This is a genomic window from Actinomycetospora callitridis (assembly GCF_028737265.1).
GTDB classification, from domain to species: domain Bacteria; phylum Actinomycetota; class Actinomycetes; order Mycobacteriales; family Pseudonocardiaceae; genus Actinomycetospora; species Actinomycetospora callitridis.
Genome location: NZ_JAQZAK010000011.1, coordinates 95,731 through 119,330, shown reverse-complemented (window position 1 = coordinate 119,330; position 23,600 = coordinate 95,731). Strand labels below are relative to the sequence as shown.

Below are 23,600 nucleotides of genomic sequence, written 5' to 3'. Positions count from 1 at the left end.
TCGGTGCGGTCACGCGCCCGGCGCCGCGGGCACCGGGGCCTCGAGCGGCAGGGAGTCGAGCCCCCCGCGGATCGCCTCGGCGAGCAGGGCGATGTCCTCGTCGTTCGCGATCAGCGGCGGCGACACCGCGATGCCCTTGCCCAGCCCGCGCACGAGCACGCCGTTCTTCCGCGCGGCGCGCAGCAGCACGTTCGGGGCGTCGCGGACGCCGTCGAGCACGTCCTGCTCCAGCTCGACCGCGGCCAGGAAACCGAAGCCGGCGCGCACCTCGTGGACGTACGGGTGCGACGTGAGCGGCGCGAGCGCCTCGAACAGCGGCGTCTCCAGCTCGCTGCCGCGCGTGATGAGGTTCTCGCGCTCGTAGACGTCGAGGGTCGCGAGGCCGGCGGCGCAGCAGGTCGGGTGACCCGAGTAGGTCGGGCCGTGGCGCAGGGTGCGCTCGCCGGGGGTCGTCCACCACGGGGCGGCGACCTCGCCGGAGACGATGACGCCACCGAGCGGCAGGTAGCCGCTGGTGACGCCCTTCGCGAAGGTGATCATGTCGGGCCGGACGCCGAAGCGTTCGATGCCGAACCAGGTGCCCAGCCGGCCGAAGCCGCAGATCACCGCGTCGATCACCAGCAGGACACCGTGGCGGCGGCACAGCTCAGCGACGCCCTCGACGTAGCCGTCGGTGGGCAGGTGCACGCCGCCGGCGCCGGTGACGGGCTCGATCACGAACGCCGCGATCCGCTCGGGGCCGACGTCGGCGAACACCTTCTCGACGCCGTCGAGGTCGTGCAGGGGCGCGACGGTGTTCTCGCCGGGGAGCACGCCCCAGCCGTCGCGGTTCGGCGGGATGCCCGTGATCGACGTTCCGAAGCCGTGCGTGCCGTGGTAACCGGTCTCACGGGAGACGACGTGGACGCGCTGGTGCTCGCCGCGCGCCTGCCAGTAGGCGCGGGCGAGCTTCACCGCGGTGTCGATGGCGTCCGCGCCGCCCGAGCCGAAGAACACCTTGGCGTCGTCGACGGGGGCCAGGTCGGCCAGCCGGTCGGCGAGCTCGAGCGCGGGGCGGTTGGCGATGTCGGCGAAGCACGAGTACGCCTCGAGCTTGGACATCTGCCTCATGGCCGCGTCGACGATCTCCTGCCGTCCGTGGCCGACGTTGCAGTACCAGAGGCTCGCGCAGCCGTCGAGATAGGCGCGTCCCGCCTCGTCGTAGACGTACGCGCCCTCGGCGCGGTCGACGACGAACTCGTTCCCGTCGACGGCGGCCATGTCGGAGAACGGATGCCACAACCGGGTGCTCATGGTCGGCGATTCTCCCGCCGACCATGCTCCGGCGGCACCCCTGCGGAGGGTCAGAGACCGTTCCCGTCCGCCGTCCCGAGCCCCAGCGGCAGCGGCGCGCTCGGGTCCGTGAGCGCGGCCAGGCACTGCCGCGCCGCCGCGGCCCACGGGGTCCATCCGGCGCGCTCGGCCAGGGCGAGGGCGGCGGTCCAGTCCCGACGGGCGGTCTCGGGGTCGTCGAGGACCCGGGCCGCGAGCCCCGTCCACAGCGTCGCGGGACCGAGCACGGCGCCACCGAACCCCACCAGCACGGCGGCGTCCGGGTCGGCGGGGAGCACCTCGCGGACGTGGGTCGCGACCGCGGCGTCCCCGAGGCGGACGGCGGCGGCCGCGGCCATCGCCGCCGCGGCGCGGGAGAACCACATCGCCGGGTTGGCCGCGCGGCGCCCGTACTCCGCGAGGTGCTCGCGCGCCCGGTCGTCCTGGCCCGCGCAGGCCTCCGCGTAGGCGGCCGCGGCGGACCAGGCCCCCGTGTTCAGCGCGCGGGTCGAGGCGTGGGCGGCGAGCGGGGCGAGCTCGGCGACGGTGCCCAGCAGCAGGTGCTGGACGAGCAGGTGCGCGCCGGCGGCGAACGGCGCCGCGGGGAGCCCGAGCGCCTGGCCCCGTTCCGCGGCGCGGCTCGCCGCGGCGTCGGCACCCGGGTCACCCTCGGCCAGCAGCATCGCGGCCCCGGTGACCTGCGCGGCCCAGATCGAGCGCGGGCGGAACCACCGCTCGGCGGCGGTCTCCAGCTCGACGCGCAGCTTGTGGGCCTGCTCGGTGCGCCCGTTCGCGAGCTCGGCGGTCATCAGCAGCTCGGTGCCCTCCAGGTACAGCGACGGGTCCCCGGTGGCCAGGGCGAGCCGGTGGGCGTCGGTCGCGACGGCGAGCCGCTCGCGCACCGGGCGGGCGCCGTCGACGATGTGGCGGGCCTCGAGCGCCCGGACGCGGGCCCGGGCCTCGGGGTCGTCGTCGGCGATCGCGTCCGCCAGCGCCTTCGCCTCGGCGACGAGCGCCGGCGCTCCGTCCCGGGCGGTCGCCGAGGCCTCGCGGACCGTCGCGACGAGCAGGTCGAGCCGCAGGCGCGGAGCCAGCGGCCGGTCGAGGAGGCGGTGCAGCCGCGCGTAGCGGCGGGGGTCGCCCTGCACCGAGAGCCCCAGCGGCTCGTCGCCGATCGCGACCAGCACGGCGAGCTCGTCGTCGCCGGCGTCCAGGGCCGCGTCGAGGGCCTGGTCGAGGTCCTCCTCCAGCGCGTGGTCCCGGGCCTCGCCGGTCCCGCGCACCGCGGAGTGGCACAGGGCGCGGTGGCCGAGCAGGCGCGCGCGGGCCCGGTCGGTGGCCGCCGGGAGCGCGGCCTCGAACAGGGCGATCGCCTCGGGGATCGCGCGTCGGCGGTAGGACTCGACGCCGGCCTCCACCTGCGCCGCGGCCAGGCGGGACGGGGCGAGCAGCGTCGCGGCGCCCTCGCAGTGGCGCAGCACGGTGAACGCGTCCGCGTCGTCGTCGAGCCCCTCGAGCCGGGCGAGGTGCAGGTGCGCCGCGCGGACCGGCGGCACCCCGGCTCGCAGGCCGTCGGCGTCGAGGTCGTGGCGCAGCACGTAGCGGTCGCCCTCGCCGGTGGCCAGCCCCGCCCGCACCGCCACCTCGAGGTCGTCGGCCACGTCGAGCGGGCGACGCCCGAGGACGGCGGCCAGGCCGGTGAGGTCGACGGGACGCAGCACCGCGAGCGCCTCGACCGCCCGCCGCGTCGCGGCCGGGAGCTGGGCGGCCTGGTGGTCGATGACGGCCCGCACCTGGTCGGGGACCCGGTCGACCGCCTCCCGGGCCTCCTCCCGCCCGGCGCAGCGCCCGAGGAGGTCGAGCAGCGCCGTGACGTGGAGGGCGAGACCCCCGGATCGGCGGATCACCGCGTGCGCGAGGTCGTCGTCCGGCTCGAGCGCGGCGAGACGACGCCGGACGAGGACGGCCACCGCGTCGGGGGCGAGCGGCCCGACGGCGACGGTGGCGACGGCGTCGTGCCCGTCCAGCTCGGCCCGTGCGCGGTCCCAGTGCGGGCGCGGGGTGGTGTCGGGCGCCCGCGCCGCGACCACGACGACCACCCCGGCGGGCAGGCCGCGACGGGCGAGGGCGCGCAGGACGTCGAGCGAGGCGGTGTCGGCGCGGTGGGCGTCGTCGAGGGCCAGGAGCACGGGCGCGTCCCCAGCACGGCGACCGAGCTGGGCATGGACCCAGGGCCCGAGGTCGCGGTCGGGGACCGGACCCCGGATCTCCAGGTCGTCGATCACCTCGTGCCACGCGGCGGCGGGGGCGTCGTTCTCCCCCCACGCCGAGCTCGCCGTCCGCGCCCCGCGCGCCCGGGCGGCGTGGACCACGGCGCGGAGCGCGGCGGACTTCCCCGCACCCGCGCGGCCGTGCAGCACGAACAGGCGGCCGTCGCCGGTCAGGGCGTCGAGGATCGTGCGTGCGAGGACCTCCCGACCGACCAGCTCCGGAGCGCTCGTCCGCTCCCCGCCGGCGCGGGGCGGGGTGAGCGCGCCGTAGAGCGACCGCAGCTCCGGCCCGGGCTCGACGTCGAGCTCGTCGCGGAGCCTGCGACGGACCTCGAGGTAGGTCTCGACGGCGTCGCGGTGCCGGCCGCCGTCGCGCAGGGCCCGCACGAGCAGGGCCGACAGCTCCTCGTCGAGGCGGTCCTCGCCGGCGAGGAGGTCGACGACGTCGCCGTACCGGCGCTCCTCGAGCAGCAGCGCGGCGTGGCGGACCGTCACGGCGCGCCGGCGCTCCTCGGCGCTGCGCCGGGCCTCGGTGAGACGGGTCGAGTCGAGCCCGAGGAACGGCGTGCCCCGCCACGCGGCGCGGGCGTCCTCGTGGGCGGTGAGGTCCCCGCCGCGCAGGGCGGCGTCGGCGAGACGGCCGAACTCCAGGACATCGACGGCATCGCGCCCGAGGTGCAGCGTGTACAGCCCGCCGCCCGCGGTGATCCACGGCTCGGCGCGGTCGCCCAGCCACGCGCGCAGGCGGGTCAGCGCGACCTGGAGGGTGGCGCGGGGGTTCTTCGGCAGGTCCTCACCCCACGCCTCGTCGATGAGCGCGTCGCCGTCGACGGCCTCGCCCGCGTGGAGGGCGAGGACCGCGAGGAGGGTCGCGAGGGTGCGGCTGCGGTGCGGCTCCGGCACCCCGTCGCGCACCACGGCCACGCCGCCGAACAGGCGCAGGCCGACAGACGCCATCCATCCCCCCGGACGTCACGTCACGTGATCACCTCGCGGAAGGGTACGTCCTCCGAGGTCACCCGACGTGCCGCCGTGTGGACGAACCGTTCGCCCGAGCGGCGGGGGTGGAGTGCGAGCCGACGACATCGCCCGAGCTGCACGAGGAAAGCTTCGAAAACCGAAGCATCCCCGGAACCCCTCACCGCTTCGGGCTGACGGCGGTGACCCGCGCGGCGAGTCCGGCGGGCACCTCCCAGTCGTCCGGGGCACCGGAGGGACTCGCGTCGTACCGCCGCGCCGCGTCGAGGAGGTCCTCGGCGTCGTCCACCCCGATCCGCGAGAAGCGGACGCGGGGCTTGCCCGGCCCGTCGACGGCGACGTTGCCGGCGTTCGGGCACCCGCCGAGGCAGGGCACGTGACCGACACGCACGTCGGCCCCGACGAGCGCCCCGTCCAGGGCGGCGCCGAACGATCCGCTGTCCACGTCGTACCGCGGACAGGTCCGGCAGATCAGCAGCGGCACGGGCTCAGGGCCGGGCTTCGACGACCTGGCGCGTGGCGTCCGTGACCGGACCGGCCGGGGCGTCGAGCCCGCTGCGCGGGGCGATGCCGCTGTCCTCCTTGTGGAAGCGCCCGTCCTTCATGATCGCGTGCAGCTTGTCGTGGTCCTGCAGGATCGTGATGTCGTCGAGCGGGTCGCCGTCGACGAGGAGGAGGTCGGCGAGGTAGCCGGGCTGGACCTGGCCGAGCTCGTCGGGGCGCAGCATGATCTCGCCGCCGAGCTTGGTGGCCGAGAGGATCGCCTCCATCGGCGTGAAACCGAGGCGCTCGACGAAGTGCTCGAGGTCGCGGGCGTAGGTGCCGTGCGGGGTCCAGGCGAAGCCGTAGTCGCCGCCGGGCAGCAGCTTGATGCCGCGCCGGTGCATCTCGCGCAGCCCGTCGGTGGCGACCTCCAGCTCCTTCTTGTAGCCGACCGCCTCGGCCGCCTCCTGCGGGAACCCGAACGCCTCGGCCTCGTAGAGCGTGGCGATCAACCAGTTGATGCCGGGCGCGACGAACACCCAGTCCTTGTTCGCCTCGAGCATGTCCATGCCCTCGGCGTCGGTGAACGAGGCGTGATAGATGATGTCGACCTTGTTCCGCAGGCACATCTTCACGCTCTCGGCGGAGCGCGCGTGGGCACAGACGCGCTTGCCGCGCCGGTGGGCCTCGGTGACCGCGGCGGCGACCTCCTCGTCGGAGAAGTACGTGTCCTCCGCGCGCTGGGTGCCGGTGACCTCCTCGCCGGTCATCGACAGCTTGATCTGGTCGACGCCGAGGTCGATCAGCTGGCGCACCGCGAGCCGCATGCCCTCCGGCCCGTCGGCGAACTTCGTGATCGACTTGATCAGCGCGCCGCCCGTCACCGCGATCTCGGGGCCGTTGGCGAGGTAGCGCGGGCCGGGGATGCGGCCGGCGTTGATCGCGTCGCGGCAGACGGGCCGTCGCGGCGGCGGCGCACAACGGGCTGCTGCTGCGGCTGTTCGACACGATGAACGCCGCCCGCGACCTCCCGGTGTGGGGCAGCATCAAGCGGCGCTCGGCCTCGCCGGAACGGCGGCGCGGCTACGAGCAGTGCCACGCCGAGATCGTCACCGCGCTCACCGAGCGCGACGCGGACGCCGCGCGCGAGCACATGCGCCGTCACCTCGTCGACGTCCGCACCAACCTGCTCGGTCCGCACTGAAACGGGCATCCTCGGCGGATGCCCGCCGAGAACCTGGTCGTGAGCGACACCGAGACCGTCGACGCCGTCGTCGTCGGCGCCGGCCACAACGGCCTGGTGGCGGCGAACATGCTGGCCGACCGGGGCTGGTCGGTGCGCGTGCTGGAGGCCTCGGACGGGCCGGGCGGGGCGGTGCGCACCGAGGAGATCACCGCGCCGGGGTTCCGCAGCGACCTCGGCAGCGCGTTCTACCCGATGGGCGTCGTGTCGCCCGCCTTCCGCTCGCTGGACCTCGAGGGACACGGCCTGGAGTGGCGCCACGCGCCCGCCCCGCTGGCGCACGTCCTGCCCGATGACCGTGGCGTGCTGCTCTCGCGGGACGTCGACGTCACCGCGGCGTCGCTCGACGGCTTCGCCCCCGGCGACGGCGACGCCTGGCGACGGCTCGCCGACGAGTGGCAGCGACTGCGCGACCCGCTGCTCGCCGCGTTCCTCGGGCCGTTCCCGCCGGTGCGCGACGCCGCCCGGGTGCTGCGGACCCTCGGCGGCCCCGACGCGCTCCGCCTCGCCCGCCGGATGCTGCTGCCGTCGACGCGGTTCGGCGAGGAGGAGTTCGCGGGGGAGGGCGCGCGGGTCCTCGTCGCCGGCAACGCCCTGCACACCGACCTCGGGGTGAACCAGACCGCGAGCACGGCGTTCGGCTGGCTGCTCGCGATGCTCGCGCAGGACGTCGGCTTCCCGGTGCCCGCAGGGGGCGCGCGGGGGATCACGGACGCGCTGGTGACCCGGTTCGCCCTGCGGGGCGGGAGTGTGGAGTGCGGGCGTCCCGTCGCCCGGGTGCTGGTCGAGGGCGGCCGGGCCGTGGGGGTCGTGGACGCGGCCGGCGGGCTGGTGCGGGCCCGGCGCGCGGTGCTCGCCGACGTCCCCGCGCCGGTGCTGTTCGGGGATCTCGTGGGGACGCAGCACCTGCCGGCTCGGATGGTCGACGATCTCGCCCGGTTCCAGTACGACGACGCGATCCTCAAGGTCGACTGGGCGCTGTCGTCCCCGATCCCGTGGACCGCGTCGGAGCCCCGCGAGGCGGGCACGGTGCACCTCGGCGGGGACGTGGCAGGGCTCGTCGACTTCGGCGCCGACCTCGCGGCCGGCCGCATGCCGCGCGAGCCGTTCATGCTGCTCGGGCAGATGACGCTCGCCGACCCGCTGCGCTCGCCGCCCGGCACGGAGTCGGTCTGGGCGTACACGCACCTGCCGCACGGCCGTGTCCACACGGAGGAGGAGCTCGCCGAGCAGGTCGCGCGCATGGACGCGGTCATCGAGCGCCACGCGCCGGGCTTCGGCGAGCGTGTCGTCGCGCGGGTCGTGTCCCGGCCCGACGACCTCGAGGCCCGCAATCCGTCCTTGGTGCGCGGCGCGCTCATGGCCGGCACCGCCCAGCTGCACCAGATGCTCGTGTTCCGCCCGACGCCCGGGCTGGGGCGCCCCGACACCCCCGTCGAGCGCCTCTTCCTCGCCGGCGCGACGGCCCACCCGGCGGGTGCGGTGCACGGGACGCCGGGGGCCAACGCGGCGCGGGCGGCCCTGGCGCGCGACGGGCGGCTCGGCGCGCTCTACGGCGCCGGGATCCGCGCGGGGCAGCGGCTGGTCTACGGGGCGGACGTCCGGGAGGTCGGCCGCGAGCGCGCGGGCAGGTAGTCCCCGATCAGCTCGCGGTGCCACCAGGCCCCGGTCTCGCGGCGTTCGACGCGGGTGGTGAAGCGGTAGCGGAAGAGCCGGGCGCGCACCCAGGCCGGCCGCTCGCCGTCGAACGGGTCGTGGCGCAGCAGCCGCAGGGTCGGCGCGTCGGCCTCGAGCAGGCGGTCGAGCAGGCCCGGGAGCCAGCTGCGCGCCATCCGCGGCGCGAGCGGGGCGAACCACATCAGCCAGTCCAGCCGGCGGTGGTACGGCGCGAGCTGGGGCGGGCGCCGGTACGGGTCGCCGGGCTTGGCGCGGAACCCGTACTCGCGCCAGTCGGCGTCGTCACCCCCGTGCGGGTCCTTGGTGCCCTCCAGCACCACCTCCTCGCGCTCGCGGGTCACCGACCCGAAGGCGCCGTAGCTGTTGCCCAGGTGCACCGGGGTGATGCCGGCGTTCATCAGCTGGCGGCCGCTGGCCATGTTCAGCACCGGCCACACCGACAGCGCGAGCATCAGGACCGTCACGGCGATCACCAGGACGGCGAACCACGTCGGCAGGGGCCCGGGCGCCGGCAGCGACACCAGCCACCCGAGCCGGGCGTCGTCGATCGCGGCGAACGCCAGCGTGATCGTCAGGAGGTTCAGCCACGCGAAGTTGCCGCTGCTGACCAGCCAGCCCTGGGTGACGATCACGACGACGGCGGCGATCGACGCCACCGGCTGGGGGAGGAAGAGCAGGAACGGCACGACGAGCTGGGTGACGTGGTTGGCGAGCACCTCGGCGCGGTGCAGCGGGCGCGGCAGGTGGTGGAAGAACCGGCTCGTCGGGCCCGGGAGCGGCTGGGTCTCGTGGTGGTACTCGAGGCAGGTGAGGTCGCGCCAGCAGCGGTCGCCGCGCAGCTTGATCAGGCCCGCGCCGAACTCGACGCGGAACAGCAGCCAGACGAGCAGCCAGAGGATCGGTGTGGGCGGGGCGACGTCCGCGGGGCCGAGGAACGTCACGAGGAACCCGGCCTCGAGCAGCAGCGACTCCCAGCCGAAGCCGTACCAGACCTGGCCGACGTTGACGATCGACAGGTAGAGCACCCAGAGGGCGGCCCACAGGGCGATGCCTGCCCCGAGCGGGAGGACGTCGGTGGCCCCGGCGAGCGCGGCGACGGCGAGAACGAGGCCGAGCGCGGCGACGACCCGGAAGACGGTGTCCGAGTAGCGCAGGTGGAACAGGCTCGGGTGGCGGCGGAAGGTCGTGCGCGCGAGGAAGCGCGGGATCGGCGTCAGGCCCCGCTCGCCGATCAGCGGGCGGAACTGCGCGAGCGCGACGGTGAACGCGATGACGTAGACGAGCGCAACGAGGTGCTGGACCACCCAGCGGGCGGTCGTGTAGTCGGGCGCGGCGAGCCAGTCGAGCACGGGGCCTCCCCTCGGGTGCGAGGTCCGAGGCCTACCCGCCGTGGCGTCCGGTCGATGCGCGCCACCTCAGGCGCTCATGATCGACGCGGATTTCCTGGCCTTGAGTGCCAGCGTGGACGCAGGGCTTGCACACCGGGGTCAGGCGAGCGCCGCCGCCACGATCGCGTCGGTGTCGAGGTGGTGGTGCGCCCAGGCGTCGGCGAGGCCGGAGGAGCGGCCGAAGTCGGTGACGCCGAGGTGCGAGGCCCGGACGCCGTGCACCGACGCCAGGAACGCGAGGGTGTGGGGGTGGCCGTCGAGGACGGTGACCAGGCGCGCGACGCGGTCGGCGGGGAACGCGGCGTCGAGGATCCAGGTCGGCGCCTCGGCGTGGGCCCCGGTGGCCGCGTCGCGCGCCCGCAGCGCGCGGAAGAGCCGGTCGGGGCTCGTGACCACGACCACGTCGGTCGGCCGGCCCTGCTCCTCGAGACGCTCGGCGGCCGCGAGGGCCTGGCCGACCAGCGCGCCCATCACCGCGATCGTGACCGCCGGTGTCCCGGCGGCCCGGCGCAGCGGGTAGGCGCCCGCGGTGACCTGGCGGCGGCGCTGGGCGCGCGCCGCCGGGTCGGTGGGGACGGCGGCGAGGCTCTGGTCGACGGGCACGGTCGACAGGCGCAGGTAGGTCGACGAGCCGCCGGGGCGTCCGAGGCGGCCGAGCCCGTCGAGCAGGCACCAGCCGACCTCGACGCCGAACGCGGGCTCGAACGCGACGCAGCCGGGCTGCTCGAGCCCGATCGAGGGCGTGGTGATCGACTGGTGCGCGCCGCCCTCCGGCGCCAGCGACACCCCCGACGGCGTGCCGACCAGGATCGACTGCCCGCCCGCGTACATCCCGAACGCCCAGGGCTCGAGGGCGCGGGCCACGAACGGGTCGTAGAGCACGCCGATCGGCAGCAGCGGCTCGCCCCACCGCGACCACGTCGCGCCGAGCTCGCCGAGCAGCCCGACGAGGTTCGTCTCGGCGATCCCGAGCTCGATGTGCTGCCCGCTCGGCTTCTCGTGCCAGTGCAGGATCGTCTCGGCGTCGTCGGCGAACCAGTCGCGACGCTCGTGGGCCGACCACGAGCCGACCTTGTTCAGCCAGCCGCCCAGGTTCGTCGACGACGTGACGTCCGGGCTGACCGTCACCACCCGCCGGGCGGCGTCGGGCGCGGAGCGGGTGAGGTCGAGCAGCGCCCGCCCCAGCGCCTGCTGTGTGTGGCCGGTGCCGGTGGGCGTGCGGTCGAGGTCCTCGGGGATGACCGGGGCCGCCGCCGGGGCCGCGGGGGAGCGGCGCAGGCGGGTGGCGGCCGCAGCGCAGAGGTCGGCGGCCGGCCCGGCGGGCAGGGGCGCCCACGGGTCGTCGAGGTCGGTACCCAGCCCCGTCGCCAGGGCCCGCATCTGGGTCTCGGTGAGCAGCGACGAGTGGTTCTGCGGGTGCCCCTGCGTCGCGAGCCCGTAGCCCTTCACCGTGTACGCGAAGATCACGGTCGGGCGGGTGTCGTCGATCGCGTCGTAGGCGTCGGCGAGGGCGCCGAGGTCGTGGCCGCCGAGGTTGCGGATCGCGGCGTGCACCGCGCCGTCGGTGACCTCCTTGAGCAGCGCGGCGATCGCCTCGCCCTCGGGGCCGTCGCCGGGGAGGCGTTCGCGCAGCTGGAGCGGGGTGCAGCGCAGCAGCCGCTGGTACTCCGGGTTGGTCATCTCGTCGATGCGCCGGCGCAGGGCGTCGCCACCCGGCCGGGCGTAGAGCTCGGAGAGCAGCCGCCCGTACTTGACGCTGATGACCTGCCACCCCGCGGCGGTGAACAGCGCGTGCAGCCGGGTGGCGGAGATGTCGGGGACGACGCGGTCGAGGCTCTGCCGGTTGAAGTCGACGATCCAGCAGACCTCGCCGAGCTCGCGCACCATCGGGTCGAGCACGGCCTCCCAGACCGCGCCCTCGTCGAGCTCCGCGTCGCCGACCAGCGAGAACTGCCGTCCCGTCCCGGCGCGCTGCCCGAGGCCCTCGGCGTAACGCCGCGCGATCGTGCCCCAGATCGGGGCGGTCGCGCCGATGCCGACCGAGCCGGTGGAGTAGTCGACGGGGTCGGGGTCCTTCGAGCGCGACGGGTAGGACTGCAGCCCGCCGGCCTCGCGCAGCGTCGTCAGGTAGGACGCGTCGAGCTCGCCGAGCAGGTGGTTGATCGCGTGCAGCACCGGCGAGGCGTGCGGCTTGACCGAGACGCGGTCCTCGGGACGCAGCGCGTGGAACCACAGCGCCGTCATGATCGAGACGATCGAGGCCGACGACGCCTGGTGGCCGCCGACCTTCAGCCCGCCCGGGTTGGGACGCACCCGGTTGGCGTGGTCGACGATCGCCGTCGACAGCCAGAGCACGCGGTCCTCCACCGCCTGCAGCGCCTCCCGCTCCGGCTCCTGGCCGGTCAGCGGTGCGGGGGCGGGACGCGTGGATGTCATCGGTGGCCTCCGGGTCTCACATTGACGCCCGAAGCGTTCGTCATGGCGGTGTCGTGCGCAAGCGGTGCGGACGCCGCTGAGCACTATGGTCGCGCCGACGGTCCCGACGTCGGTGGGGAGTGAGCAGGATGGAACCCGTCGACCCGATCGACGCCCGGCTGCTGCAGGCGCTCGGTGACGAGCCGCGCGCCACCGTCGTCGCGCTCGCCGAACGTCTCGGGCTCGCGCGCAACACCGTCCAGGCCCGCCTCGCCCGGCTGGAGAGCCGCGGCGTGCTCGGTGCCTTCGGCCGCCGCATCGACCCCGCCGCGCTCGGCCACCCGCTGCGGGCCTACGTGACGACCCGGGTCGACCAGCGCCGCCTCGAGGAGGTGACGACGGCGCTCGCCCGCGTCCCGGAGGTGGTCGAGGTCGTCGGCCTCGCCGGGGACGACGACCTGCTCGTCCAGGTCGTCGCCCGCGACGCCGACGCGCTCTACACGATCGCCGGCAGCCTCCTGGCCGTCCCGGGCGTGGAGCGGACGTCGACGGCCCTGGTGATGCGCCAGCTCGTCCCGTTCCGCCTGGACCCGCTGCTCGCGCGCCGCGCCAATTCGGAGGACGCCGGCAACGGGCGGGGCTAGCGTCGTCGCTGCGAGTACGGGCCGGAGGCTCAGTCGGTGACCACTCGAAATGGGGAGGTTGCGGGTTCGAGTCCCGCCGCCGGGAGGTCCCCGGCGTAGCTCAACCGGAGGAGCGCCACGACTCCGGCGGCCACACCACGCCCGTCCTCGCGCCAGGCGCTCGAGGAGTTGCCCGCCCGGGGAGGGCGGGCCGGCAGACCGTCGGTGATCGGCGTTCCCGGTACGACCGCGGAGCGTGGCCGGCCTTCCGGTGTTCCCCCGGTGGTCGAGAGCACGCCCGTCCTCCCCTCCCGACACCCCCACCCACCTGCCGGAGGTGTGCCCTCCAGGGAGGACGACCCATGGACCCCCTGACCTCGGTCTCGACCCGCGCCACGTCGCAGCTCCTGCGCGCCGACGAGCGCCAGATCCCCAACGCCGCCGGGGGGTTCGGGTTCGCCCTCGACGACGACACCCGGGTCCTGCGCTTCCTGACCCTGGGCACCGACGGCGGCACCTACTACGCGACCGCGCGGGAGCTCACGGCGCAGAACGCGCCCGTGGTCCTGCGGGCCGCGCGGGAGCGGACGGCGTGGCTGGTCGAGCAGGTCGTGGCGATCTCGACCGCCGGACGGGCGCCGCGGCAGAACCCGGCGATCTTCGCGCTGGCCGCGGCCGCGGCGCTGGGTGACGAGGCCGGGCGTCGCGGCGCGCTCGACGCGCTGCCCGCGGTCTGTCGCACCGGCACCCACCTGTTCCTCTTCGCCCGCTACGTCGAGCAGTTCCGCGGGTGGGGACGGGGCCTGCGCCGGGCCGTCGCGCGCTGGTACACCGAGCCCGACGTGGACGACGTCGCCTTCCAGGCCGTCAAGTACCGGCAGCGCGAGGGCTGGTCGCACCGCGACCTGCTGCGCCTCGCCCACCCCGCGGTCACCGACCCCGTCCGGCGGGCGCTGTTCCGGTGGATCGTGGGCGACGAGGCCGGCGAGGACGCCCCGGAGATCGTGCACGGCTACCTGGCGGCCCGGGCGGCGACGACCGCGTCGGCGTGGGTCCGGCTGGTGATCGACCACCGTCTCTCGTGGGAGATGCTCCCGGACGCCGCGCTCGGCGAGCCCGACGTGTGGCGGGCGATGCTCGCCAACGGGCTGCCGCCGACCGCCCTGCTGCGCCAGCTCCCCCGGCTGACCCGTCTCGGGGTGCTGACCGGCGACACCCGCCGGTCCGTGGCCGCGCAGCTCGCCGACCCGGCCCGTCTGCGCCGGGGGCGCGTGCACCCCGTGTCGGTGCTGGTCGCGCTGCGCACCTACGCGTCGGGGAGCGGGGCGGGCGGGACCTGGGAGCCGGTCCGGGAGATCGTCGACGCCCTCGACGTCGCCTTCTACGCGGCGTTCGCCACGGTCGTGCCGTCCGGGACGCGGACGCTGCTCGCGGTGGACGTGTCGGGGTCGATGAAGGTCGGGTCGGTGTCCGGGCTCCCGCTGTCGCCGCGGGAGGCGTCGGCGGCGCTCGCGCTGGTCACGATGAGCACCGAGCGCGACGTCACCTGCGTCGGCTTCACCTCGGCCGACGGTGGCTGGGCGCCGGCGCTCACGGAGCTCGCGATCAGCCCGCGCCAGCGGCTCGACGACGCGATCGCAGCGGTGTCCCGCCTGCCCTTCGGGAGCACCGACTGCGCGCTGCCGATGGAGTGGGCGCGGGCGACCGGGCGGGCGTTCGACACGTTCGTCGTGCTCACCGACAACGAGACCTGGGCGGGCGCGATCCACCCGCACCAGGCGCTCGTGCGGTACCGGGAGCGGTCGGGGATCGACGCCCGGCTCGTGGTGGTCGGCATGACCGCCACCGACGTGTCGATCGCCGACCCCGCCGACGGCGGGATGCTCGACGTCGCCGGGTTCGACGCGGCGGCCCCGGGCCTCATCGCCGACTTCGCCCGCGGCGACCTCGGCTGACCCCCACGTGAGCGATATTCCCGGCTATAGCCGTGAACATCGCTCACGGAGGCCGGTCAGCCCAACGTGAACGGGTCGCGCGTGCCGCCGGTGAGCTCGACCCACACGGACTTGTTCTCCAGGTACGCGTCGATGCCGTGGACGCCGTTCTCGCGCCCGATCCCCGAGGCCTTGAAGCCGCCGAAGGGGACGCTGGGGGAGACGACGCGGTAGGCGTTGATCCACACCGTGCCGGCCTTGATCCGCGCGGCCATGCGGTGGGCGCGGTGGACGTCCTTGGTCCAGACCGCGCCGGCGAGCCCGTACGGGGTGTCGTTGGCGAGCTTCACCGCCTCGTCCTCGTCGGTGAACGTCGTCGCCGCGAGCACCGGCCCGAAGACCTCCTCGCGGAACACGGTGTCCGTGGGCTTCACCGAGAGGACCGTGGGCTGGACGAAGTAGCCGCCGAGCTCCTCGTCGGGGTCGCCGCCGTAGGCGATCGTGGCGCCCTCGTCGCGGGCGGTCCGCAGGTAGCCGACGACCTTCTCGTACTGCATCCCGTTGGCCACCGGACCCATCTCGGTGTCCTCCGCGAACGGGTCGCCGAGCTTGATCTGCGACGCGCGCTCGGCGACGAGGCGCACGAGCTCGTCGTGGACGTCGGCGTGCACGATCAGCCGGGACCCGGCCATGCACGTCTGCCCGGTCGCCGCGAACACCCCGGCCACCAGGCCGTTCGCGGCCGCCTGCAGGTCGGCGTCGGGGAACACGACCTGCGGGGACTTCCCGCCGAGCTCGAGCGTCGCGGGGTTGAGGTTCTCCGCGGCGGCCGCGGCGACCTTGCGGCCCGTCGCGGTGGACCCGGTGAACGCGACCTTGTCCACCCCGGGGTGCGCGGCGAGATGTGCCCCGACCGAGCCCGAGTTCGCGGTGACGACGTTGACGACGCCGTCGGGGATGCCCGCCTGCGCGATCAGCTCGGCGAACCCGAGCGTCGAGCCGGGCGCGTGCTCCGACGGCTTGATCACCACGGTGCACCCGGCGGCCAGCGCAGGCGCGACCTTCCAGCTCATCAGCAGCAGCGGGGAGTTCCAGGGCGTGATCGCGGCGACGACGCCGACCGGCTCGCGGCGGGTGTAGACGAGGTAGTTCGGGTTCGGCGAGGGGATCTGCTGGCCCTCGATCTTGTCCGCGAGCCCGGCGTAGTAGTGGTACCAGCCGCCCAGGCCGTTGAGCTGGCCCAGCATCTCGCGGTAGAGCTTGCCTGAGTCGTTGACCTCGAGGCGCGCGAGGCGCTCGGCGTTCGCGGTGATCAGGTCGGCGAGGCGGCGCAGGCAGGCGGCGCGGGCGAACCCCGTCATCTGCCCCCACTCGCCGTCGAGGGCCGCGCGGGCGGCGTTGACCGCGGCGTCGACGTCCTCGGTGCCGCCGTCGGGGATCAGGGCCCAGGACTGCCCGGTGTAGGGGTTCTGGGACTCGAAGGTCTTCCCCGAGATCGCGCCGGTCGGCTTCCCGCCGACCAGCATGGACAGCTGCTCGAGCTCGCTCACTGGTGATCTGCTCCTGTCGAGGGGTGCTCAGCCGGGGAAGGTGCCGGCGCGGGGGAGGAGGGCGGGGACGCGGTAGCCGAGGGCGTCGGAGAGGAATCCGGCGATCGGCAGCAGCGCGTCGAGGTCGAGCCCGGTCGGGTGGCCCATCCGGTCGAGCAGGTACACGAGGTCCTCGGTGGCGATGTTGCCCGTGGCCGCCGGGGCGAACGGGCAGCCACCGATCCCGCCGTTCGAGGAGTCGAGCCAGTCGACGCCCCACTCCAGCGCGGCGACGGCGTTGGCGAAGCCGGTGTTGCGGGTGTTGTGGAAGTGCGCGCGCATCAGCGCGTCGCGGGCCACCGCGCGGACCCCGTCGAGCAGCGTGCGCACCTGGGTGGGCACGCCGACGCCGATGGTGTCGGCGATCGCGATCTCCTTCGCGCCCGCCGCCGCCCCGCGACGGGCGACCTCCACGACCCGGTCCGGGTCGACCTCGCCGTCGAAGGGGCAGCCGAACGACGTCGCGATCGTCAGCGACGCGAACAGGTCGCGGTCGGCGGCCTCGGCGAGGACCTCCTCGGCGACCTCGGTGAGCGCCTCGGTGGTCGAGTTCTGGTTGGCCTTGGCGAACCCGTCGGAGGCGGGCACGACGACGTTGATCTCGTCGACGCCCGCGGCGACGGCCCGGTCGTAGCCGCGCCGGTTGAGCACCAGCCCGATGTAGGAGACCCCGTCGACGCGGTGCAGCCCCTCCATCACAGCCTCGGCGTCGGCCATCGCCGGCACGAGCTTGGGGTGCACGAACGACACCGCCTCGATGCGCGTCGTGCCGGCCGCCACCGCCCGCTCGATCAGCTCGATCTTCGCGCCCGTCTCCAGCAGCGCCCGCTCGTTCTGCAGCCCGTCGCGCGGGCTGACCTCCACGATCCCGACCACGGGACCGATCCTGCCCCTCAGCCCCGCACGGCGGCCACCGTCGCGGCGTGGTCACGCATCGTCGCGATCGGGTCCTCGCCCCGCTGACGGCCCATCCCGCAGTACATGGCGACGCCGAAGTCGGCCAGGTGACGGGACGCCGTGGCGTGCCGGCGGCGTAGCCCGTCCTCGCCGTCGAGCGGCAGGACGATGCCGAGGAAGATCCGGGAGTCGGGGGCGTCGAGGTCGGCGAGCGGGGCGAAGAACGCGTCCTCCTCGCTGCGCAGGTAGCGCGGGCCGGCGAGGTGGATCCAGTCCACGGGACGTCCGGCGTCCGCCACCGCGTGGTTGGCCATCCGCACGATCAGCTCCATGTCGCGCGCCTCGTACATCGGCCACTCGGGGAACGTGCCGTAGCAGAGGTGAAGGCCCATGAGGACGTCCACCGGGACGCGGCGGGCGAGGCGCGACCACGGCCCGGCGAAACGCTCCCAGGCGTCCCCGTCGGTCCAGCCGACCACGCCCTCGATGTCGATCACCTCGTAGGCGAGGTCCCACTGCAGGGCGAGGTCCGCGGCCGGGATCACGGCGAGCAGATCGCCCACCGACCGCTCCCACAGGTCCTCGAGCGCCGGCCCGACGATCGCCCAGTTGTCGGCGTAGTCGTCCTTGAAGGCGCCGGTGAACACGCTCGACGGGAACGGCAGCCCCACCTGGAAGCGCAGCCCGGGCGGGATCACCCCTTCGGCGCGCAGCGCGACGAACCGCTCGTAGGACGCGAGGGTCTCGGCCACCCGCGGCCAGGCGTCGAAGCGCAGCGTGTCGACCCCCTCCCGGACCGTCAACCGGGCGGTGTCGTAGGCGTGCCGGGCCCGGCCCGTCGGGGACGGCGACGGGGCGAGCACGGCGATGTCGGGGTGCGGCTCGAGCAGGGTCGTGCGGTCGTAGCCGACCCAGGCGCCGCGGGCGCCGGACTCGCCGTCCGGCAGGGCGGCGACCAGGCCGGCGAACAGCTCGGCACCCCACCGGAACCCGTCGTCGGTCGAGTCGACGGGCAGGCTCCCGACCAGGAGCAGGTCGCTGTCCACGCGGCGGGTCATCCTCGGGTCTCTCCTCGATCTTCGACCAGCGGGACGGGGTCCGCGTCGGTGCACCGACCCCGTCCGGCAGCATGATCCCGCCGCACCACGGGCGCACCCCCGGGCGGACCGCTCGGCGATGCCGGGTGACCGACGGGGTGTTCGCCACGTCGCACCCGGCGTGCCGCGGCGTCGTCACGGTCACCCAGGAGTGATCGGACGGCAGGAGGACACTGGGAGGATGAGCGCGATCGTGACCACCGGGTCGACGAGCACGACACGCGCCACCCCGGCCACCCGCCGGGCCCTGCGCATCGGCACGGGTGTCCTCGTGGCCGCCGTCGTGATCACCGGCGTCGTCATCGTGATGCCGACGGTCGAGGCCGCAGGCGCCGCGCTCATCGGCGCCGACCCGTGGTGGGTCGTCCTCGCGGTCGCTGCCGAGGCCGGCGCGCTCGTCGCGTTCTCCGTGCTCCACCACCGCCTGCTCGTGGCCGCCTCGGTGCGGGTCTCGCTCGGCGAGGTCACGCTCGCCACCCTCGCCGCGAACGCCCTGCACCTCACCGTGCCGGGCGGCGCCGCGCTCTCCACGGCCTACACCTACAAGCGCCGCCGCGCCTGGGGCGCCAGCGCGCCCGCCACCACGTGGACGATGGTCGCCGGCGGCGTCGCGGCCAGCCTGGCGCTCGCCGCCATCGCCCTCGGTTCCGCGCTGGTCGTCGGCGGACGGGCCACCTCGCTCCCGTGGCTGATCGCGCAGATCGTGGGTGTCGCGGCGCTCGGCGCGGGCGTCGTGGTCATCGCCCGCCGCCCGGGCCTGCTCGTCCCCGCGGGGACCTGGGGGCTGCGCCTCGTCAACCGTGTGCGTCACCGCCCGCGGGAGACCGGCGTGGGCGAGCTCGCCGAGCAGATCGCGGGCCTGCAGCTCATCGACCTCCGCGGCAGCGGGCGGGCCGTCGTCAGCACCGCCGCCCTGGCCAACTGGATCCTCGACATCGCGTGCCTCGCCGCGTGCTGCGCGGCCGTCGGGGCCGAGGGCATGACCCTCGCGCTCGTGCTGCTGGCCTACGCCGCGGCCACCGCTGCCTCGAGCGCCGCGTTCCTGCCCGGCGGTCTCGGGCTCGTCGACGGGGCCCTGCTGGCCGCGCTCGTCGCGGGCGGTGTGCCGTCGCACCCCGCGCTCGCCGCCGTGCTGCTCTACCGCCTGGTGAGCTTCGTGGGCGTGGCCGCCGCCGGCTGGGTCGCCTGGTTCGTGATCCACGCCAAGGAGACCCCGACGGCCACGGCCGACACGGTCGACGACGCCCCGCCCGAGACACCTGCGGTGCCGGACGCGCCGTCCGAGGACGCGGACGCGATCTCCCCGCACGGCTCCCGTCGCCTGCGCTGACGTCCCGCGCGGCCGTCTGAGCAACGCCACCCGAGTAATCGGGCACCGTCGTGGCGGGCACACCCCCGCCGACGTGGGGGAGAACCCCACCTCCTGCATGGTGGGTCCCCGACGGGTGAGTAACCGGGCCCGTTCCCGAGTACCGCAGTCGAGTACCCACGTGCTCATGACCCGGGGCCCGCAGGCCCGCAATCTGGTTCCCATCACCGACGAGCACCTCGGTCGGACCCCCGGTCCGCACCCGAGCCGAAGGGAACCGACATGACCACTCCCGTGAGCCCGGCCGCAGCCGGCGTGACCCCCGGCCCCGTGGCGGCGGGTGTCCCCACCGAGACCCCCGTCCCCGATCCGGCGACGACGAACCCGGGGCCGTTCCCCCCGGGAACCCCCGACGACGTCACCGACGGGACAACGCCCGACGTCCCCGAGGGCCCCGAGACCCCCGAGACCCCCGAGACCCCCGAGACCCCCGAGTCGCCGGTCGACGGCGAGGAGCCCCCGGAGGAGCCCGAGGAGCCGGAGACGCCCGAGGAGCCGGCCGCCGAGATCGACGTGGTCGAGGACTACTGGTGCTGGGACCACGGCCAGGGCTGCCCGCCCGCGTGCGCGATCCTGATCCGGTGGCGCGAGGTCTACGACCTCCCCGACGACTGGCACCCCAGCGAGGGCTGGGACGGCGGCGACCAGTGGCAGTGGCACCCCTCGCACAACCCGCACTGCTGGCACCCCGAGCACAACCCGTGCGGGTACCACCCCGAGCACCAGCCGCACTGCTACCACCCGGAGCACAACCCCGAGGGCTACCACCCGGACGAGAACCCGCACTGCTGGCACCCGGACTACAACCCCTGCGGCTACAACTCGCATCACCAGCCGCACTGCTGGGACCCCGACCGCAACCCGGACGGGTTCCACCCGGACTACAACCCGCACTGCTGGCACCCGGACTACAACCCCTACGGCTGGAACCCCGAGGTCCAGCCCTACTGCTTCCACCCGACCGCACAGCCGTACTGCTGGAACCCGGTCGCCCAGCCCTACTGCTGGCACCCGGTCTACTACCCCCACGGCTACAACCCGGAGCACAACCCGAGCGGCTGGGACCCGGTCAACAACCCCGAGGGCACCGACTCCGACCCGAACGGCCCGTACATGCCCGAGGACGCCCGGGGCGAGGAGCCGCCGGAGCCGACGCCGACCCCGGAGCCGGACACGGAGCCGCAGCCGGAGACGGAGCCGGTGGGCGAGACGGAGGAGCCGCTGCCGATCCCGGAGCCGGAGCCGGAGTCGGAGACCGAGCCGGAGACGGTGGGCGAGACGGAGGAGCCGCTGCCGATCCCGGAGCCGGAGCCGGAGACCGAGCCGGAGACGGTGGGAGGGACGGAGGAGCCGCTGCCGACGGAGCCGACGCCGACAGAGACGCCGGTGGACGAGACGCCGGTGGACGAGACGCCGGTGCCGACCCCGGAACCCGAGCCGGAGCCGGAGCCGGAGGGCCCCGTCTTCACCGGCGGGAACGCCCCGTCGGCAGGCGGCGGTGACGACGGCACGTCGTCGGGTGGTTCGGGCGGCGACACGTCGGGCGGCGACGAGGTCGAGACGACACCCGTCGCCACCACCCCGGAGCCCGAGCCCGAGCCCGAGCCGGAGCCGGTGTCCCAGGTCGAGTCCTCGTCGGACGACGGCGGTGGCGACGACGGCGGGAGCGGCGACTCCTCCGGCAGCGACTCCGACCTCGCCGGCGTGAGCTGACGGTCCTGATGTGCGTGGCCCCGGCCGGGGTGACCCGGCCGGGGCCACGGCACGTCCCTCGCTGATCCACCCGACACCGCCGATCCCGGCGGGGTCGAGCTCGGCCGTTCACGAGGAGGAACGGGTGACCCACCCCGGAGCCGACGACGCCCACCCCGCGCGTCGTCGTCGTCGATCGATCTTCCGCGACGACTCGGACGATCTCGGCCTGCGCGATGCCTGGGCCGGCCCGACGTCGGACGCCGCTGCGCCGACGGCCGCGACCGACGACCTCGACGCGGCGCCGTCGATCTTCCGCGCCGGGCTCCCCGACTCCCCGCCGGCGGATTCCGGCACTCCCGACGGGATCGTGCGATGAGCGCCGACGACCGGACGGGGGCCGACCCGGCCGACGCCGCGCGCGCGATGCAGGAGAAGGCCGACAAGGCGCGGGCGGAGGCGCTCGAGCGCGCCGCGGCCGCCCGGGAGGCCCGCGAGGAGGCCCGCCGACGCAAGGAGGCCACCCCACCGCCGACCGCACGGCCGGCCACACCCAAGGCCGCCACGCCCGCCGCGACGCCGGCAGCGAAGCCCGCGGCCACGCCTGCCGAGCCCGCCCCGAAGCCCGCGGCGAAGCCCGCGCCCGCCGCCACGCCCGCCCCGCCGAAGATCGTCGCTCCCGCGAAGCCGGCGGCCCCCGCGAAGCAGGCGCCGAGCGCCGCCGCGAAGCACGCCACGGACACCGTGGACATGGCGATCAAGGCGGCGACCGCCTACGAGCGCGAGGACCTCGTCGCGCGTCTGCGGACGGCCCGGAAGCTGCTGAGCGACAACTCGGTGCGCATCCCCGTCGTCGGCGAGTTCAAGCAGGGCAAGAGCTCCCTGGTGAACGCACTGGTGGGCCTCCCGATCTGCCCGGTGGACGACGATATCGCCACGGCGGTGCCGACCGAGGTGAGGCACGCCGCGGCCCCCACGGCGAGCGCGACCTTCGAGGCGCTGCCCGGATCGGGCGGCACCGGCTGGACCGAGAGCATCCCGCCGGCCGAGGTGGCGACGTACGCCTCCGAGTCGGGCAACCCCGGCAACACGCGCCGGCTGACGTCGGTGACCGTCGGGATCGACCGCCCGTTCCTCGCCGACGGCCTGGTCCTGGTGGACACCCCGGGCGTCGGCGGCCTCGGGGGGCCGAACCAGAGCGCCGTCGCCGACCTGCCCCGGTCGCACGCGTGCCTGTTCGTCAGCGACGCCTCCCGCGAGCTCACCGACGCCGAGCTGCGCTTCCTCCACGCGGTCGCGGAGCTCTGCCCGACCGTGATCATGGTGCTGACGAAGACCGACCTCTACCCGCACTGGACCCGCATCCTCGAGCGCAACCGCGCGCACCTGCAGCGGGCCGGGGTGCGGCTGGAGATCTTCGGGTTCTCCTCGGAGCTCCGGATGCTCGCCGGCGCCCACCGCGACGAGGAGCTGGAGGAGGAGTCCGGCGCCCCGCAGCTCGTCGCGCGCCTCCAGCGCGTCCGTGAGGAGGCCGCCCACATCGCGGTGCGGTCGGTGATGATCCAGGTGACGTCCGCGCTCGCTCAGCTCGAGGCGGCGGCCCGCGCCCGGCGCGACGCGCTCGTCGACCCGGCCCGCCAGGAGGCCCTCGTCGCCCAGCTCACCGCCGCCAAGGAGCGTGCGGAGGGTCTGCGCGAGAAGGGCACGAAGTGGCAGTCGGTGCTCACCGACGGCTTCGCCGACATCACCTCGAACGTCGACTTCGACCTGCGCAACCGTGCGCGTGCCGTGCAGCGCGAGGCGGAGGAGACGATCGAGGAGGGGGATCCGGCGAAGAACTGGGAGGAGTTCACCGACTGGCTGCGCCGCCGGCTCGCGACCGAGGCGATGGAGAACTACGCGCTCTTCGTCCGGCGCGCCAAGGACGTGGCGGTCGATGTCGAGCGGCACCTCGACATGGAGCAGTCCCGCATCACCGCGCGGGCGGTCGACGCCCCGCACGAGACGATGGCGCGGCTGGCCCTCGACGTCGAGTTCGCCCCCTCGGGCTTGCGTCAGAGCATCAAGCTGCCGATCCTCCAGAAGGTGTTCGGCGGGGTCATCATGCTCACGATGATCTCCAACATGGCCGGTCTCGGGATCCCGATGGCCGCCGGCCTCCTCGTCGGTGGCGCCATGGGCTTCTTCGGCGTCCGCGAGGACCGCAAGAAGGCGCTGGAGAAGCGGCGCACCGACGCGAAGGCCGGGGTCCGCAAGTACGTCGACGACTTCATCAACCAGGTCGGCAAGGACTCCCGCGACTCGATCCGCCACGTCCAGCGGGAGCTGCGCACCGCGTGGACCGCGCGCGTCGCCGAGCTGCAGCGCTCGTCCACCGCGGCGCTCGTGGCCGCGCAGTCCGCCGTCCAGGCGGGCAAGACCGACACCGGGGCCCGCGAGCGCATCGAGAAGGACCTCGAGTCGCTCGGCCTCGTGCGGGCCCGCGTCGACGACCTGGGGGAGCACCTCCGCCGTACCGCTCCGGGGCAGGCCCGTCGTGAACCCGCCGGGAGGATCTCGTGAGTGGGCGCCCCTGGCCGCCGGGCCCGCCCGGCCCGCCAGGCCCGCCCGGCCCTCCCGGCCGCCCCGGTCCGC

17 protein-coding genes are annotated in these 23,600 nt (G+C 75.0%); 8 read left to right on the top strand and 9 right to left on the bottom strand.

Going from position 1 to position 23,600, the window contains the following annotated elements; translation table 11 throughout:
• Nucleotides 1-9 precede the first annotated feature (9 nt).
• The 4 genes from PH191_RS25865 to PH191_RS25850 all read right to left on the bottom strand — a co-directional run bounded on the left by PH191_RS25865 (nucleotide 10) and on the right by PH191_RS25850 (nucleotide 5,983).
• Nucleotides 10-1,293: an aminotransferase family protein gene (locus PH191_RS25865; protein WP_274197506.1), complete on the bottom strand. Its 1,284-nt coding sequence runs from the start codon at nucleotides 1,291-1,293 to the stop codon at nucleotides 10-12.
• Nucleotides 1,294-1,343: 50 nt separating this feature from the next.
• Nucleotides 1,344-4,538 (bottom strand): ATP-binding protein, encoded by a 3,195-nt coding sequence (locus PH191_RS25860; protein ID WP_274197505.1) that lies wholly within the window; start codon nucleotides 4,536-4,538, stop codon nucleotides 1,344-1,346.
• Between the two features lie 181 nt (nucleotides 4,539-4,719).
• Nucleotides 4,720-5,004, bottom strand: a complete 285-nt coding sequence (locus tag PH191_RS25855; RefSeq protein ID WP_420791849.1) for a DUF1636 family protein — start codon at nucleotides 5,002-5,004, stop codon at nucleotides 4,720-4,722.
• Nucleotides 5,005-5,047: 43 nt separating this feature from the next.
• Nucleotides 5,048-5,983, bottom strand: a complete 936-nt coding sequence (locus PH191_RS25850) for a metal-dependent hydrolase family protein (protein WP_337994103.1) — start codon at nucleotides 5,981-5,983, stop codon at nucleotides 5,048-5,050.
• Between the two features lie 68 nt (nucleotides 5,984-6,051).
• Between PH191_RS25850 and PH191_RS25845 the strand changes: the two genes are divergently transcribed.
• Both PH191_RS25845 and PH191_RS25840 read left to right on the top strand, forming a co-directional pair.
• On the top strand, nucleotides 6,052-6,246 hold the full coding sequence (locus tag PH191_RS25845) for an FCD domain-containing protein (protein WP_274197503.1): 195 nt from the start codon (nucleotides 6,052-6,054) through the stop codon (nucleotides 6,244-6,246).
• Nucleotides 6,247-6,264: 18 nt separating this feature from the next.
• Nucleotides 6,265-7,920 carry a phytoene desaturase family protein gene (locus tag PH191_RS25840; protein WP_274197502.1) on the top strand — a complete coding sequence of 552 codons (1,656 nt, stop codon included), beginning with the start codon at nucleotides 6,265-6,267 and terminating at the stop codon, nucleotides 7,918-7,920.
• On the opposite strand, the gene PH191_RS25835 is transcribed toward PH191_RS25840, so the two are convergent.
• Nucleotides 7,872-9,311 carry a lipase maturation factor family protein gene (locus PH191_RS25835; protein ID WP_274197501.1) on the bottom strand — a complete coding sequence of 480 codons (1,440 nt, stop codon included), beginning with the start codon at nucleotides 9,309-9,311 and terminating at the stop codon, nucleotides 7,872-7,874. The two genes, PH191_RS25840 and PH191_RS25835, sit on opposite strands and share 49 nt — an antisense overlap.
• 138 nt (nucleotides 9,312-9,449) lie before the next feature.
• The gene (locus tag PH191_RS25830; protein WP_274197500.1) at nucleotides 9,450-11,786 is read right to left on the bottom strand and encodes a transketolase-like TK C-terminal-containing protein; all 2,337 of its coding nucleotides are present in this window, start codon (nucleotides 11,784-11,786) and stop codon (nucleotides 9,450-9,452) included.
• A 128-nt stretch (nucleotides 11,787-11,914) separates the two neighbouring features.
• Between PH191_RS25830 and PH191_RS25825 the strand changes: the two genes are divergently transcribed.
• Together PH191_RS25825 and PH191_RS25820 are read left to right on the top strand one after the other, a co-directional pair.
• Nucleotides 11,915-12,409 (top strand): Lrp/AsnC family transcriptional regulator, encoded by a 495-nt coding sequence (locus tag PH191_RS25825; protein ID WP_274197499.1) that lies wholly within the window; start codon nucleotides 11,915-11,917, stop codon nucleotides 12,407-12,409.
• A gap of 341 nt (nucleotides 12,410-12,750) precedes the next feature.
• Nucleotides 12,751-14,343: a TROVE domain-containing protein gene (locus PH191_RS25820; RefSeq protein WP_274197498.1), complete on the top strand. Its 1,593-nt coding sequence runs from the start codon at nucleotides 12,751-12,753 to the stop codon at nucleotides 14,341-14,343.
• Nucleotides 14,344-14,399: 56 nt separating this feature from the next.
• Here PH191_RS25820 and PH191_RS25815 read toward each other — a convergent pair whose 3' ends face one another.
• Genes PH191_RS25815 through PH191_RS25805 form a run of 3 tightly spaced genes read right to left on the bottom strand, consistent with a single transcriptional unit; the run spans nucleotide 14,400 to nucleotide 17,866 of the window.
• Nucleotides 14,400-15,872: an aldehyde dehydrogenase gene (locus PH191_RS25815; protein ID WP_274197497.1), complete on the bottom strand. Its 1,473-nt coding sequence runs from the start codon at nucleotides 15,870-15,872 to the stop codon at nucleotides 14,400-14,402.
• Nucleotides 15,873-15,899: 27 nt separating this feature from the next.
• Nucleotides 15,900-16,787 (bottom strand): hydroxymethylglutaryl-CoA lyase, encoded by an 888-nt coding sequence (locus tag PH191_RS25810; RefSeq protein WP_274197496.1) that lies wholly within the window; start codon nucleotides 16,785-16,787, stop codon nucleotides 15,900-15,902.
• Nucleotides 16,788-16,804: 17 nt separating this feature from the next.
• Complete coding sequence (locus PH191_RS25805; protein WP_274197495.1) at nucleotides 16,805-17,866, bottom strand: hypothetical protein; 1,062 nt, start codon at nucleotides 17,864-17,866, stop codon at nucleotides 16,805-16,807.
• A gap of 220 nt (nucleotides 17,867-18,086) precedes the next feature.
• Here PH191_RS25805 and PH191_RS25800 point away from each other — a divergent pair, with 220 nt between their 5' ends.
• The 4 genes from PH191_RS25800 to PH191_RS25785 all read left to right on the top strand — a co-directional run bounded on the left by PH191_RS25800 (nucleotide 18,087) and on the right by PH191_RS25785 (nucleotide 23,528).
• The gene (locus PH191_RS25800; protein ID WP_274197494.1) at nucleotides 18,087-19,235 is read left to right on the top strand and encodes a lysylphosphatidylglycerol synthase transmembrane domain-containing protein; all 1,149 of its coding nucleotides are present in this window, start codon (nucleotides 18,087-18,089) and stop codon (nucleotides 19,233-19,235) included.
• Nucleotides 19,236-19,496: 261 nt separating this feature from the next.
• Complete coding sequence (locus PH191_RS25795) at nucleotides 19,497-20,987, top strand: hypothetical protein (RefSeq protein ID WP_274197493.1); 1,491 nt, start codon at nucleotides 19,497-19,499, stop codon at nucleotides 20,985-20,987.
• A gap of 124 nt (nucleotides 20,988-21,111) precedes the next feature.
• Entirely contained in the window at nucleotides 21,112-21,345 is a 234-nt protein-coding gene (locus tag PH191_RS25790; protein ID WP_274197492.1) for a hypothetical protein, read from the top strand.
• A complete protein-coding gene (locus tag PH191_RS25785; protein ID WP_274197491.1) occupies nucleotides 21,342-23,528 on the top strand; it encodes a dynamin family protein in 2,187 nt (728 codons plus the stop codon). The genes PH191_RS25790 and PH191_RS25785 overlap by 4 nt, the downstream gene beginning before the upstream one ends.
• The last annotated feature ends 72 nt before the right edge of the window (nucleotides 23,529-23,600 follow it).

Coding starts and splice junctions, on each gene's coding strand:
- PH191_RS25860 (WP_274197505.1), bottom strand. CDS start 4,538: ATGGCGTCTGTCGGCCTGCGCCTGTTCGGCGGCGTGGCCGTGGTGCGC.
- PH191_RS25795 (WP_274197493.1), top strand. CDS start 19,497: ATGACCACTCCCGTGAGCCCGGCCGCAGCCGGCGTGACCCCCGGCCCC.
- PH191_RS25825 (WP_274197499.1), top strand. CDS start 11,915: ATGGAACCCGTCGACCCGATCGACGCCCGGCTGCTGCAGGCGCTCGGT.
- PH191_RS25805 (WP_274197495.1), bottom strand. CDS start 17,866: ATGACCCGCCGCGTGGACAGCGACCTGCTCCTGGTCGGGAGCCTGCCC.
- PH191_RS25830 (WP_274197500.1), bottom strand. CDS start 11,786: ATGACATCCACGCGTCCCGCCCCCGCACCGCTGACCGGCCAGGAGCCG.
- PH191_RS25845 (WP_274197503.1), top strand. CDS start 6,052: ATGAACGCCGCCCGCGACCTCCCGGTGTGGGGCAGCATCAAGCGGCGC.
- PH191_RS25840 (WP_274197502.1), top strand. CDS start 6,265: ATGCCCGCCGAGAACCTGGTCGTGAGCGACACCGAGACCGTCGACGCC.
- PH191_RS25865 (WP_274197506.1), bottom strand. CDS start 1,293: ATGAGCACCCGGTTGTGGCATCCGTTCTCCGACATGGCCGCCGTCGAC.
- PH191_RS25785 (WP_274197491.1), top strand. CDS start 21,342: ATGAGCGCCGACGACCGGACGGGGGCCGACCCGGCCGACGCCGCGCGC.
- PH191_RS25800 (WP_274197494.1), top strand. CDS start 18,087: ATGAGCGCGATCGTGACCACCGGGTCGACGAGCACGACACGCGCCACC.
- PH191_RS25820 (WP_274197498.1), top strand. CDS start 12,751: ATGGACCCCCTGACCTCGGTCTCGACCCGCGCCACGTCGCAGCTCCTG.